The sequence below is a fragment of the Hydrogenophaga sp. FG152 genome (genome assembly GCF_057809615.1).
Window position 1 is genome coordinate 99,038 of record NZ_JBMDKH010000012.1, and the last position, 13,144, is coordinate 112,181.

The 13,144-nt window shown below is 66.9% G+C and carries 13 protein-coding genes and 2 tRNA genes; 2 read left to right on the forward strand and 13 right to left on the reverse strand.

What is annotated here, in order from left to right:
• Positions 1-3 precede the first annotated feature (3 nt).
• Entirely contained in the window at positions 4-1,158 is a 1,155-nt protein-coding gene (locus ACODTB_RS15490) for a sensor histidine kinase (RefSeq protein WP_291117019.1), read from the forward strand.
• Positions 1,159-1,163: 5 nt separating this feature from the next.
• Here ACODTB_RS15490 and ACODTB_RS15495 read toward each other — a convergent pair.
• From ACODTB_RS15495 to tolB, 7 genes are all read right to left on the reverse strand, one after another.
• A tRNA-Lys gene (locus ACODTB_RS15495) sits at positions 1,164-1,239 on the reverse strand.
• 44 nt (positions 1,240-1,283) lie between these two features.
• A tRNA-Lys gene (locus ACODTB_RS15500) sits at positions 1,284-1,359 on the reverse strand.
• 74 nt (positions 1,360-1,433) lie between these two features.
• Positions 1,434-2,261: a tRNA threonylcarbamoyladenosine dehydratase gene (locus tag ACODTB_RS15505; protein WP_291117022.1), complete on the reverse strand. Its 828-nt coding sequence runs from the start codon at positions 2,259-2,261 to the stop codon at positions 1,434-1,436.
• The gene (locus tag ACODTB_RS15510; RefSeq protein ID WP_291117025.1) at positions 2,258-3,370 is read right to left on the reverse strand and encodes a YeeE/YedE family protein; all 1,113 of its coding nucleotides are present in this window, start codon (positions 3,368-3,370) and stop codon (positions 2,258-2,260) included. Before ACODTB_RS15510 ends, ACODTB_RS15505 begins: the two co-directional genes overlap by 4 nt.
• A 79-nt stretch (positions 3,371-3,449) precedes the next feature.
• Complete coding sequence (ybgF, locus tag ACODTB_RS15515; RefSeq protein WP_291117028.1) at positions 3,450-4,232, reverse strand: tol-pal system protein YbgF; 783 nt, start codon at positions 4,230-4,232, stop codon at positions 3,450-3,452.
• 5 nt (positions 4,233-4,237) lie between these two features.
• Positions 4,238-4,819: a peptidoglycan-associated lipoprotein Pal gene (gene pal / locus ACODTB_RS15520; protein ID WP_291117031.1), complete on the reverse strand. Its 582-nt coding sequence runs from the start codon at positions 4,817-4,819 to the stop codon at positions 4,238-4,240.
• Positions 4,820-4,897: 78 nt separating this feature from the next.
• Positions 4,898-6,190 (reverse strand): Tol-Pal system beta propeller repeat protein TolB, encoded by a 1,293-nt coding sequence (gene tolB / locus ACODTB_RS15525; RefSeq protein WP_291117034.1) that lies wholly within the window; start codon positions 6,188-6,190, stop codon positions 4,898-4,900.
• 216 nt (positions 6,191-6,406) lie between these two features.
• Here tolB and msbA point away from each other — a divergent pair, with 216 nt between their 5' ends.
• Complete coding sequence (gene msbA, locus ACODTB_RS15530) at positions 6,407-8,215, forward strand: lipid A export permease/ATP-binding protein MsbA (protein ID WP_488929469.1); 1,809 nt, start codon at positions 6,407-6,409, stop codon at positions 8,213-8,215.
• A 10-nt stretch (positions 8,216-8,225) separates the two neighbouring features.
• On the opposite strand, the gene ACODTB_RS15535 is transcribed toward msbA, so the two are convergent.
• The 6 genes from ACODTB_RS15535 to hemF are packed head-to-tail and all read right to left on the reverse strand — an operon-like array spanning position 8,226 to position 13,142.
• Positions 8,226-9,788, reverse strand: coding sequence for an Rne/Rng family ribonuclease (locus ACODTB_RS15535; RefSeq protein ID WP_291117040.1), 1,563 nt, complete (start codon positions 9,786-9,788; stop codon positions 8,226-8,228).
• 28 nt (positions 9,789-9,816) lie between these two features.
• Positions 9,817-10,434: a Maf family protein gene (locus tag ACODTB_RS15540; protein ID WP_291117043.1), complete on the reverse strand. Its 618-nt coding sequence runs from the start codon at positions 10,432-10,434 to the stop codon at positions 9,817-9,819.
• Positions 10,431-10,898 (reverse strand): 23S rRNA (pseudouridine(1915)-N(3))-methyltransferase RlmH, encoded by a 468-nt coding sequence (gene rlmH / locus ACODTB_RS15545; RefSeq protein ID WP_291117046.1) that lies wholly within the window; start codon positions 10,896-10,898, stop codon positions 10,431-10,433. Before rlmH ends, ACODTB_RS15540 begins: the two co-directional genes overlap by 4 nt.
• Positions 10,895-11,584 (reverse strand): ribosome silencing factor, encoded by a 690-nt coding sequence (gene rsfS, locus ACODTB_RS15550; RefSeq protein WP_291117049.1) that lies wholly within the window; start codon positions 11,582-11,584, stop codon positions 10,895-10,897. Before rsfS ends, rlmH begins: the two co-directional genes overlap by 4 nt.
• Positions 11,581-12,225, reverse strand: a complete 645-nt coding sequence (gene nadD / locus ACODTB_RS15555; RefSeq protein WP_291117052.1) for a nicotinate (nicotinamide) nucleotide adenylyltransferase — start codon at positions 12,223-12,225, stop codon at positions 11,581-11,583. The genes rsfS and nadD overlap by 4 nt, the downstream gene beginning before the upstream one ends.
• A complete protein-coding gene (hemF, locus tag ACODTB_RS15560; protein ID WP_291117232.1) occupies positions 12,225-13,142 on the reverse strand; it encodes an oxygen-dependent coproporphyrinogen oxidase in 918 nt (305 codons plus the stop codon). The genes nadD and hemF overlap by 1 nt, the downstream gene beginning before the upstream one ends.
• Positions 13,143-13,144 lie beyond the last annotated feature (2 nt).

Below are 13,144 nucleotides of genomic sequence, written 5' to 3' on the forward strand. Positions count from 1 at the left end.
GGCATGAGCACCCAGCCCTGCTCATCCCCCGAAATCCTGTGGGCGGACCCGACGCCATTGCCAAATGGATTCATGGCCTCGATGCGCGCGGAGAGATGGCCTGTCCGTGTCGCGCATGGTGAAGACGAGGCCTTGCAGCTTCTGCGCAGCCCAAGCCTTGGCCTGGCGGTGATCGCGGCCGACCACCGCCTGCTGCGGCGCATGGCGTCCAGGCTGTCGCACAACGACCAGACGCGCCATGGCCATCTGGTCCGTCTGCTGATCACCGATGGGCATGACCCACGAGCCGATTTCGCGGCAATCAACGAGACATCGGTGTTCCGAATCCTGCAAAAGCCCCTGGCGCCCCACACAACGGGCCGACACCTTCGCGAGGCGATGAACCTTTACAGCAGGCGGCGTCTGGAGTCGCTGCGATGCGCGGACGGTGGCACGGGCTTGCGCGATGCGCTTGCCTTCCTCGCCCACGAAATCAACACCCCGTTGTCCCTGATTCAGGGCTACACCCATGCGATGACCCATGGCTTGGGCGCCTTCTCCACGGTACCGGCTCCCACGGACGCCGTGAGACAGGCGCTGGAAGTCACAGAACGAAGTGCAAGGCATTGCCAGTCCCTGATGACGTGGCTCGCGGAAACGGCCCAAAACGCTTGTATCCGTGGGGGATCGGCCCCCATCTCGGCCTCCGGGCGGGTGTCGGTGATGCTGGAAGGCTATCCTTTCGTGGGCGAGGAACGCGACTGGATTTCGATCGACGTCGAGCGCGATTTCCCTCTTCCTTCGAAGGCCGGGTTGTTGCATCTGGTGCTCTTCACACTGATGCGCACGGCGCTGAGCGCCTTGCACGGCATGGCACAGCCAAGCCTGCGAATCACCGTGGGTCCTCACGAAGGCGAGGCCTGCATTCGCCTATCGCACAACGGAAGGCGTCCACCCGCCGAAGCCCTGGATGCACTGACCGCCAGCCGCCCCCAGGGGTCGGGAGGTCTTGGCATGCGCCTGGTGCTCTGTCAACGCGTGATGCGAAGCCTGCAGGGCGACTTCCGGATCACCCAGGCGCCCAACGAAACAACCACGGCCATCTTGCGCTTCGGTGAGATGGCGTCCGATCGCGCGGAGGCAAGAAAAAGGGGCTTAGCCCTGCGGCTAAGCCCCTAGATCTTTGGTAGGACGTGGCAGGCTCGAACTGCCGACCAACGGATTAAAAGTCCGCTGCTCTACCAACTGAGCTAACGTCCCATCAAAAATGGTCTGGCTGCCGTGGGGCAACCGCTGAAACACGGTGGTGGGGCGTGAGTGACTCGAACACTCGACCTACGGATTAAGAGTCCGCTGCTCTACCAACTGAGCTAACGCCCCCGAAGGGAATCTGCGTGAATGCCAGTGACATGCACTGGATTCGAGTCTTGTCGACTGCTGCGCCAAGCCTCAAATTATAGCGTGGTTGTTACGGGTCTTTGAAGATGCCGCGATTTTTTTGCGTCAGCGGCCAGCGCATTCATCACCCAGCCTGCTGCGCACAGGCCAAATGTGGCGGTCACGCTCACGGCCGAACCATAGCCGTGGCAATTGAGCGAGCCATCGTTGTCGTCCAGCCCGCAGGATGCATCCGGCGGTGCCACCGCCTCCCGGCTGAACACGCAGGCCACTCCCATCCGGCCGGTGCGAGAACCGCCATGTTGCTTGCGCAACCGATAGCGCAGCTGGGCCAGCAAGGGGTCGTGCGTGGTGTCGGCCAGGTCGGCCACCTCCACGGCCTGGGCCAGGCGTTTGCCCCCAGCAGCGCCCACCGTCACGAAGGGCACACCCTGGGACACCGACCAGTCCGCCAGCGTGGTCTTGGCGCGCACCTGGTCGCAGGCATCGATCAGCGCGGAAAGTTGCCCCGCGCCCTGAGGCAGCGCCTCCAGCAGGCCGGGCCAGTTGTCCGGTGTCACGAACTCGTCGATCACATCCACCACACAGTCGGGGTGGAAGAGCGCGATGCGTTCGCGCATGGCATCGGCCTTGGCTTGCCCCAGCGTGGGCTCCAGCGCGTGAATCTGGCGGTTGATGTTGGACTCGGACACGTGGTCCAGGTCGATCAGCGTGAGCCGCCGGACGCCGCTGCGCGCCAGTGCTTCGACCGCCCAGGACCCCACCCCGCCGATGCCGACCACCGCCACATGGGCATCGAAGATGCGCTGTGCGCCGTCAACGCCATACAGGCGCCGGAGCCCGCCGAAACGGCGCTCGAACACCTCGGGCGTGAGGGTGCTCACTCGCGGTCCAGCAGCCACATCTGGAAGCGGAAACCGCCGATGGCACCGAGCACGATGCCAGTAACGGCGATCATGCTGAGGAAGCTCAGGGTGGACAGACCGGAGAGGCCCTGCCCCACGGTACAGCCCAGGGCGGTCACGCCACCCACGCCCATGCAGGCCGCGCCCGCGATATGCAATGCGGTGTCCTGCGTGCTGCGAAAGCCTTCCCAGCGGAAGCTTCCTTCGATCAAGGCGCAGGCGAGAGAGCCCACGACCACGCCCGCGACAGTGACCACGCCGAAGGTGAGCAACTTGGACGTATCGCTGAAGAAGATGATCCAGTCCAGCGTGTAGGCCATCGGCGCGGTGAAGGTGAGCGACTCCATGCGCCCCGAGTTGGAGGCCAGGTAGACCGCATCGAGGGTCTCGGGGTGCTCGGCCACGAAACCCAGGTGACCGCTGACCCACCACATGGCCACGATCACCAGGCCAATGCCCAGGCCACCCAGCACATTGTTGAAGCTGCGGAACTCGGTGCCGAGCAGCGCCCACACCACCAGCGCACCTCCCACCAGCACCGCCAGCAACAGGCCGGCGAGCGCGGGCTCCATGCCCAGCCCGCTGGACACCCACATGGGAATGGCGCCGCCAGCGGGGATGTCGAAAGCCACCTTGTCGACCGTGTTGACGCGAAGCACGGCCAGCACGCCGCGCAAGGTCGCGAAGGCCGCGAAGCCCATGACGAAGAAGACCACCAGGGATTTCAGGCTGCCCGCGCCGATGCGCACCAGCGTCTTGCTGCCGCAACCCGAGGCCAGCACCATGCCGAAACCGAACAGCACGCCGCCCACCAGGGCCGAGAGCCAGATGATCCGGCCGGAGGTGTAGATGGATTTGCCCGCGTCGATCCATCCCAGCCACGCCATGCCGTAGAAGCCGAGCACGGCCACGCCGACGGCCATGCCCCACATGCGCATGCGCGTCCAGTCGCCCATGTTGACGATGTCGCTGATCGCGCCCATGGTGCAGAAATGGGTGCGCTGGGCGATGAAGCCAAAGGCCACGGCCACGGCGAAGGCAGCCCAGAGAACCTGGGTCTGCAGTTTGAGAAAGTCGGCTAATTCCATGGCCGCCATTGTAGGAGGCGGCCAACGACCTCATTCGGCGAAGGCCACGGCACCGCGCTGGCGCCGTGTGCCCTGCGCCTCAGCGCAGGCGCGCGAGGCGTTCGCGGCCAGCCGCGGCGGCTTCCGAATTCGGGTGCGCCTTCACCAGATCCTCGAGCGTCTTGCGCGAGCCCTTGGTGTCCTTGAGTTCGATCTGGCTGTTGGCCATGGCCAGCATGGCTTCGGGCGTGCGCATGTGGGTCGGGAACTCGGTCACGAGGCGGCGGTGGGTATCCACCGCTTCCTTGTAGGCACGGCTCGCGTACTGCGCGTTGCCCAGCCAGTACAGCAACGAAGGCCGGTAGCCGCTGGCGGGATAGCGCACCAGAAAGGCGTTGTACGCACTCGCCGCCGGGCCGAACTCGGATTTGCGCAGCAGGTCCATGGCGGCATCGAAGTCGCGCTTTTCATTGGGCGCGACCGTGAAGCTCTGGCCATCGTGATCGATGCGCAGCGGCTCCACCTTGCGCAAGCGCTCGTCCACGCCCGCCTGCACGTCCTTCTGCTGGCGCTGCAGCTCCGACACTTCGCGGGCCAGTTGCTCGTTCTGTCCGCGCATGCGGGCGAGCTCGGCGCGCAACTGCTCGATCTGGTTGGAGAGTTCTAGCAGGCTGCGGCGGGTGGCCGCATTGCTTTCGCGAGCCTCGGTTTTGGCGGCTTCGTCGGCCTGCTGGTTGGCATCGACCTTCTGGCGCAATTCGATGATGGCCCGGCGGGCTTCATCGTCGCCAAACAGGGCGTGTGCCTGCAGCGGCCACAACGCGGCCGCCGCCAGGGAGCCCGCACCCAGCAGGCTGGAGGCAAAACGCAAGCGGGTCACCATGGGGCTCAACGGTAGGTCAGTTCAACGCGGCGGTTCTTGCTGAATGCCGCTTCGTCGAAACCGGTCTGAGCGGGCTTCTCTTCACCGAAGCTCACGGCCTCCATCTGGCTTTCGGGCACGCCCAGCAGCGACAGGGCGCGGCGAACGGCCTCGGCGCGCTTCTGACCCAGGGCCAGGTTGTACTCACGGCCGCCGCGCTCGTCGGTGTGGCCTTCGAGGTTCACGCGGCGCGTGCGGTTGGCGTTGAGGTAGCGCGCATTGGCTTCCAGCGTGGCGGCCGAGTCGGCCTTCACTTCGAAACTGTCGTAGTCGAAGTAGATCACGCGGCTCAGGGCGTTCGGCTGGGCCGAGTCCGCACCATTGACCGACACGCCCGAGACGCCACGCGGATCCACCGCGCCCGATTGGCCTCCCGCGCCACCGGCACCGGCGGCCGAACCCGTGCGGTCTTCCACCGGCACGTTGTCAAGCTTCACGCCGGAGCTGCAGGCTGCCAGGGCCGCCACCAGGGTGATGCCGGCGATCAGGCGCAGCCAACGGCCCGAGGTGTGAGGAAACGAGTTGGCGGAAGTGTTGTTGTTGGACATGGAAAATTCCTTTGGGAAATAGAAAAGAAGCTGGATGGACGATAGCGGACGCTGCTCAGACTTGCTGTGCGCTGCCGCTCATTTGAGGAAGGGGCCCCATTCGGGTTCGCGGATGTCGCCCTGGGCACCAGCCAGCCGGGTCTTGATGCGACCGTCGACGGTGGTGGTCATGAGCGCTTCCTGGCCCTTGTCGCGGGTGGCGTAGATGATCATGCGGCTGTTGGCCGCAAAGCTCGGGCTTTCGTCGCCACTGGATTCGCTCAAGGCAGTGACCGTGCCGCTGCCCAGGTCCATCACGTGCAGGCGGAAGGCGCCGTTGATGCGGGAGATGAAGGCAAGCCAGCGGCCGTCCGGACTGGGTGCGGGAGAGATGTTGTAGTTGCCGGTGAACGTAAGGCGCTGGGCGTTGCCGCCCTGCGCACCCATGCGGTAGACCTGGGGGGAGCCGCCCCGGTCGCTCACGAAATAGATGCTCTTGCCATCGGGGCTGAACACGGGCTCGGTGTCGATGCTGGCCGACTGGCTCAGGCGCCGGGGTTCGCCGCCGTTGGCGTCCATGGTGTAGATCTGGGCGTTGCCCGAGATCGAGAGCGTGGCCACCACCGAGCGGCCGTCGGGCGACCAGGAGGGCGCGCTGTTGGAGCCCTTGAAGTTGGCCAGCAGGCGGCGCTTGCCGGTGGCGACGTCGTGCGCGTAGATCACCGGCTTGCGTGCCTCGAACGACACATAGGCCAGTTGGCCGCCGCCGGGCGCCCAGCTCGGCGAGATGATGGGCTCGGGGCTGGTGAGCGCGGCGCGTGCGTTCTCGCCGTCGGCATCGGCCACCCAGAGGTTGTAGCGCTGGCCGGCCTTGGTGACATAGGCGATGCGGGTGGAGAACACGCCCTTGACGCCGGTGATCTTCTCGAACACATGGTCGGCGATGCGGTGGGCTGCCAGGCGCAGGTCGGTGGCGCCCACGGGGTAGCTCAGGCCGCCGAGGTCCTGGCCACGCACCACATCCCAAAGGCGGAAGCGCACGTCGAAGCGGCCGTCGGCCAGGCGGGTGACGCTGCCGGTCAGCAGCGAATCCGAGCCGCGTTCGCGCCAGGGTCCGAGGTCGGGGCGCGAGGTTTCGTCCAGGCCACCGGACACCGGATCGACAAAACGGAACTGGCCGCTGCGCTCCAGGTCGGCGCGCACGATGGCGGCGATGTTTTCGCTGGCCACATCGTTGCCGCGGAATCCGACCACGGAAAACGGGAACTGCGTCAGGCCCACACCCGCCACCTCTACCCGGAACTGGGCGTGAGCGGGCGACAGCGGCCACGTCAGCAGAGGTAAGGAGGAAACGAGCCCGAGAACGGATCGCCTGGGAAGGGGGGCCTGCATGTCGTGTCGAGTCAAATCCTGCATCCTGTGTGTGTCGCCTGTGCCTTGGGTTGCGGCGCTGAGAATGCGTCGCAGCCAACCAACTGATAATAACGGAGGGCACTGGGCCTTCCGTGACAAGATGTGTGCACGCCGCTGCCTGCCCGGCATGCATCCGCTGCTTGATTCCCGTGGCGCCACATTGTTCCGCCGATCTGCAAGATTTCCTGAAGCGACCTGCCCTTGACCGATACCGCCCAACCGCAAAAGCCCCTGGACGGCACCCTCACGCAGCGCCTGTTGCGCCTGTGGCCCTACTTCCGCTCGGCCAAGACCGGCATTGTCCTCGCAGCCGCGGCCACCCTGATCGGGGCGCTGACCGAGCCCCTGATCCCTGCCCTGCTCAAGACCTTGCTGGACCGCGGCTTCGCCCAGGGCAATGTCGAGCTGTGGATGGTGCCGGTGGCGCTGATGGGGCTGTTCGGCATCCGGGGCGTGGCCGGCTTCACCGCCCAGTACGCGCTGTCGTACACGGCCAGCCTGGGCCTGCTGAACCTGCGCCGCGCCATGTTCGTCAAGCTCAACGATGCCCAGATGACCCTGTTTGCCCGGCAAAACGCGAGCAAGCTCTCCAACACCCTGGTGTACGAGGTGCAGACCGGCTCGCAGCTGCTGGTGACGGCCTTCCTCACGCTCACCAAGGACAGCCTGGCCGTGGTGGCCCTCATGGGCTACCTGCTCTACCTGAACTGGAAACTCACGCTCATCGTGCTGATGGTGTTCCCGGGCCTGATCCTGATCATGCGGGTGCTCTCGCGCCGTTTCTACAAGCTGACCCGCGACAGCCAGCAGGCCACCGACGAACTGGCGTATGTGGTGGAAGAAAACGTGCTCGCCCACCGCATGGTGCGCCTGCACGGTGCCCAGGCGCGGCAGAGCCAGCGGTTCGACCGCCTGAGCGTGGCCTTGCGGCGCCTTGCGCTCAAGTCCACCATCTCCTCGGCCGCCATGACCCCCCTGACCCAGCTGCTGGCGTCTGCCGCGCTGTCGGCCGTGATCGCGGTGGCGCTCTGGCAAAGCAGCACCAGCGGCGTGACGGTGGGCAACTTCGTGGCCTTCGTCACCGCGATGCTGATGCTGATCACCCCCATCCGGCACCTGGCCGAGATCGCCGCGCCCATCACGCGCGGGCTGGCCGCGCTTGAACGGGGCCTGGAACTCATCGAGCACACGCCCGAGCAGACCGGGGGCACGCACACCGCCGACCGGGTCTCGGGCTCGATTTCGCTGCGCGACGTCTGGGTGCGTTACCCCGCAAAAGACGGCGGCCCCGTCCGTGGGGACGACGACAGCCTGATCGCCCTTCGGGGCGTGTCGCTGGAGATCCGGCCCGGCGAGGTGGTGGCCTTCGTGGGCCCCTCGGGCTCGGGCAAGACCACGCTGGTGAACCTGCTGCCGCGCTTCGTCGAAATCGAGCGCGGCGAGGTGCTGCTCGACGGCGTGCCGCTCCCCGAATGGGAGCTGCGCAGCCTGCGCCGTCAGTACGCCATGGTGAGCCAGGACGTGGTGATGCTCAACGACACGCTGGCCGCCAACGTGGCGCTGGGGGCAGCGGACGATCAGATCGATGAAATGCGCGTGCGCGCGGCGCTCGTCTCGGCCAATCTCGGCGAGCTCATCCAGCGCCTGCCCCAGGGCATCCACAGCACCGTGGGCCACAACGCGGCCGAGCTCTCGGGCGGCCAGCGCCAGCGCCTGGCGATCGCCCGCGCGATCTACAAGGACGCGCCCGTGCTGATCCTGGACGAGGCCACCTCGGCGCTGGACAACGAGTCGGAACGGCTGGTGCAGGACGCCCTGGCCCGCCTCATGAAGGGCCGCACCACCCTGGTGATCGCGCACCGCCTCTCCACCATCGAGCACGCGGACCGCGTGGTCGTGCTGGCCGACGGTCGCATCCGGGAACAGGGCTCGCACCGCGAGCTGCTGCAGGCCGACGGGCTGTACGCGCGCCTGCACGCGCAGAGCTTCCGCCCCGAGGCCTGAGCCCCCGGGCTCAGAGCAGAACGATGTCGTACTGCTCCTGCGTCATCGAGCTTTCGCTCTGCAGGGAGATCGGCTTGCCGATGAAGTCCGACAGGCCTGCCAGGTGGGCACGCTCCTCATCCAGGAACAGCTCGATCACCTTGGGCGAGCCCACCACCCGGAATTCGCGCGGGTTGAAGGCACGCGCCTCGCGCAGGATCTCGCGCAGGATGTCGTAGCAGACGCTGCGCGCCGTCTTCACCGCGCCGCGCCCGCTGCAGGCCTCGCAGGACTCGCTCAACATGTGGGCCAGGGATTCGCGCGTGCGCTTGCGCGTCATCTCCACCAGGCCGAGCTGAGAAAAGCCCCCTGTCATGGTCTTCACCCGGTCGCGAGCGAGTTGCTTGCGGAACTCGGTGAGCACCGCCTCGCGGTGGTCGTCGCGCACCATGTCGATGAAATCCACGATGACGATGCCGCCCAGGTTGCGCAGGCGCAGCTGGCGCGCGATGGCCTGGGCCGCTTCCAGGTTGGTGCGGAACACGGTGTCGTCGAAATTGCGCGCGCCCACGAAACCGCCGGTGTTCACGTCCACCGTGGTCAGGGCCTCGGTCTGGTCGATCACCAGGTAGCCGCCCGACTTCAGGTCCACCCGGCGGCTGAGCGCGCGGGCGATGTCCTCGTCGATGCTGAACAGGTCGAAGATCGGGCGCTCGCCGCTGTAGTGCTGCAGCTTGCCGACGGTGTCAGGCATGAACTCGGCGGCGAAGCCCACCAGCAGGCCGTGCTGCTCGCGCGAATCGATGCGGATCGATTGCGTGTCGGCGCCCACCAGGTCGCGCAGCACGCGCTGCATCAGGTTCAGGTCTTCGTGCAGCAAGGTGGCCGGGGGCTGGCGCGTGGCGGCTTCCTTGATGCGCAGCCAAGTCTTGCGCAGGTAGGCGGTGTCGTCCACCAGCTCCTCGTCGGTGGCGTCCTCGGCGTTGGTGCGCAGGATGAAGCCACCCGCCGGGCTGCCGTCGGCGGTGGCGGTCAGCCGCACGAGCCGCTGGCGCAAGGCCTCGCGCTGGGCGGGCGGGATCTTCTGCGACACACCGATGTGGTTGTCCTGCGGCAGGAACACCAGCAGGCGGCCGGCGATGCTGATCTGGGCCGTGAGGCGCGCGCCCTTGGTGCCGATCGGGTCCTTGAGCACCTGCACCATCAGGGCCTGGCCCTCGAAGATCTGGCGCTCGATGGGCAGCACGGGATTGGGCGCGAGCAGCTTGGCGCCGGCATTCACCGGGACGCCGGCTGCTGCCGGATCCACCTCGTTGGCCGACGGCGTCAGAGGTCGTTCGCGCGGCGCGGCGTGTTTGGCCGCGATGTTGGGCATCAGATCGGCCACATGGAGAAAGGCCGCCCGGTCCAGGCCGATGTCGATGAAGGCCGACTGCATGCCGGGCAGCACGCGCGACACCTTGCCCAGGTAGATGTTGCCCACGAGGCCTCGTTCCAGGGTGCGCTCGAGGTGCACCTCCTGCACGGCCCCCTGCTCCACCACGGCCACGCGCGTCTCCTGGGGAGACCAATTGATCAGAATGTCCTGGCTCATGAAGCCCTTCTCCGTGGCGTTTGGTGTCTCAGATCAACCGCACGCCCGCGGCGTGCAGCACCTGCGCCGTCTCGTGCGCAGGCAAGCCCATGATGCCCGAATAACTGCCGCTGATGTGGCTGACCCACAAACCCGCGCGCCCCTGGATGCCATAGGCGCCGGCCTTGCCCATGGGCTCGCCGGTGGCCACGTAGCGGCGGATCTGTGCGGCGCTCAGCGGTTCGAACGTGACGCGGGACGTGCACAAGGCCAGCCAGGTGCGATCGCCCCGGGCACCCGGTTTGCCCACGGCGACCGCCGTCAGAACCCGGTGTTGCCGGCCCGCCAGATCGGCCAGCATGCGGGCGGCCTCGGCTTCATCGGCGGGCTTGCCAAGGATGCGGCGGCCCAGCGCCACGGTGGTGTCCGCGCACAGCACGGGGGCACTCGGCAGGCGGCGGCGCTTCAAACGCGCCAGCGAGGCTTCCAGCTTGAGCGCGGTAACCCGTCGCACGTAGGTCGTGGGCGCCTCACCCGGCAGCACCGCCTCCAGCGACTCCACATCCTCCTCGGCATCGGGCAACAGCAGTTCGCAGCGCACCCCCCACTGCTCCAGCAGCTGCCGACGGCGCGGGCTCTGGGAAGCCAGGTAGATGAAATCGGTCATTCGCGGTGATAAGGATGGTTGGCGTTGACCGACCAGGCGCGGTACAGCTGCTCGATCAGCAGCACCCGCACCATGGCGTGCGGCAGGGTCAGGTCGGACAGGCGGATGCGCTGGTGGGCCGCGGCGCGGAAGGCCGGCTCCAGGCCGTCGGGCCCACCGATCACCAGGGCAACGTCATCGCCCTCCAGCTGCCACTGCTGCAGTTGCTGCGCCAGGGCCTTGGTGGTAAGCGTGGTACCGCGTTCATCGAGCGCGACCACGCGGCTGCCACGGGGAATGGCGGCCTCGATGCGCTCGCGCTCCGCGGCGAGCAGCGTCTCCAGGGTCTTGGAGCCGCGGGGCTCGGTCTTCACGGACTTGAGCTCCACCCGCAGCTCGGGCGGGAAGCGCTTGGCGTAATCGTCGTAGGCGGTCTGGGCCCAGTCAGGCACCCGCTGCCCGACCGCGACGATCAGCAGCCTCATGCCTTCTTCTTGGCGGCCGGTTGGCTGGTTTTCCTGGCCGCGGGTTTGGCCACCGACTTGGCGGCGGGCTTGGCGGTCTTCTTGGCCACGGGTTTGCCGACCACCACCTTGGGCAGGGGCGCCTTCTTGGCGGCGGTGGCGCCGCGCTTGGGTGCGGCGGCCTTGCTGGTGCTGGCCGGGCTCTTCTTCGCGGGCGCGGGCGGCGCGGCTTTGGCGGCCGCCTTGCGCACCACCTTCTTGGCAGAAACGGGGGCGGCCTCAGGCGCCTTGGCAGCCCTCTTCTTGGCGGCGGGCTTGGCCGGCGCGGCCGGCTTTTCGGTGCCGTGCTTGAGGCGCACGGGCTTGGCGCCCCAGATTTCTTCCAGGCGGTAGTACTGGCGGATCACGGGCTGCATCACGTGCGCCACGGCGGCGCCGCAGTCCACGATGATCCATTCGCCGTTGTCTTCACCCTCGATGCGCGGCTTGTCGAAGCCCGCTTCACGCACGGCATCGCGCACGCTGGCGGCGAGTGCCTTGGTCTGGCGGTTGGACGTGCCGCTGGCCACGATGACCCGCTCGAACAGGGGGGAGAGGTACTCGGTGTTGAAAACCACGATGTCCTGACCCTTGACGTCCTCGAGCCCATCGACGATGGCCCTCTGGAGTCGCTGGATGTCTTTCTTGGCTGTGGTTTCGCTGGTCATGTAGGAGGCTGGTAGAGGTGGTGTTGTGAAATATAGCGTGCGACGGGCTCGGGCACCAGAACATCCAGCGCGCCGGTGCTCTGCGCGGGTTGGCCCACGCGGGCGCGCACGGCCGTCGCGCTGATGTTCTTCAGGGGCATGTTGAGCAGCTCGAAGGGAAGATCGACGCTGGAGAGATCGGTTTCGATGGCCTGGTCGAGAGGGAGATCGGCACCGATATTGGTGGCCCGGTTGGCCACGGCCAGCGTGGCCAGGTCGAGCACCTCCTGCCAGCGCACCCAGTTCTTGAACGCCAGCAACTGGTCGGCGCCGAGGATCAGGAACAGCTGGGCCTGCGGGTACTCGCGCTTGAGTTCGCGCAAGGTGTCGGCGGTGTAGCTCGGGCCTTCGCGGTGGATTTCGCGCTGGTCCAGCTGCACGTGCGGCAGATCGCCAAAGGCAAGTTCGCACATGGCCACGCGGTCATCGGCGGGCGACAGCACGCGCGACTTGTGCCAGGCATGGCCCGTGGGCAGGATGTGCAGCGCATCGAGGCCAAGTTGCTTGAGCGCGGTTTCGGCCAGCGCGCGGTGCGCCCAATGCGGGGGGTCGAACGCCCCACCGAACATGCCCACGCGCCGGGGTGGCGAGGTAGAGGCCATCAGATCCAGTCCTTGCGCACCAGAAACTCCTTGTACAGCCGGTCTTCCGGCGTGCCTTTTTTCGTCTTGCGGTTGTAGGCCCAGCTCACCAGCGGCGGCATGGACAGCAGGATCGACTCGGCCCGTCCGCCGGACTGCAGCCCGAAATGCGTGCCTCGATCCCAGACGAGGTTGAACTCCACGTAGCGGCCGCGCCGGTACAGCTGGAAGCTGCGCTCGCGCTCGCCGTAGGGCGTGTTCTTGCGGCGGTCGACGATGGGCAGGTAGGCGTCCAGGAAGGCGTCACCCACCGAACTAATCATGGCGAAGCTGCCATCGAAGCCCAACTCGGAGAAATCGTCGAAGAACACCCCACCGATGCCGCGCTGCTCATCGCGGTGCTTGAGATGGAAATACTCGTCGCACCAGGTCTTGAAGCGCGGGTACTTGTCCACACCGAAGGGATCGAGCGCGTTCTTCGCCGAGCGGTGGAAATGCACCGCGTCCTCTTCAAAACCGTAGTACGGCGTCAGGTCCATGCCGCCGCCGAACCAGCACACGGGCTCGCCCCCCTCGGGCGTGGCGGCGATCATGCGCACGTTCATGTGCACCGTGGGCACATAGGGATTGCGCGGGTGGAACACCAGCGAAACACCCATGGCCTCGAAGGGCGCACCGCTCAGCTCGGGTCGGTGCTGCGTGGCCGAAGGCGGCAGGCGGGGCCCGGTGACGTGGGAAAAACCGCAACCGGCGCGCTCGAAGACGGCACCGTCCTCGAGTATCTGCGTGACCCCACTGCCCTGCAGCGGCTCGCCGGCCGGCTTGGTCCAGCGGTCCACCACGAAGCTGCCCCCATCGACCAGCGCCACGGTGGAGACGATGCGGTCCTGCAGATCGGTGAGGTACTCACGCACAAAGGACGTGGGGGTCTGTTGCATGC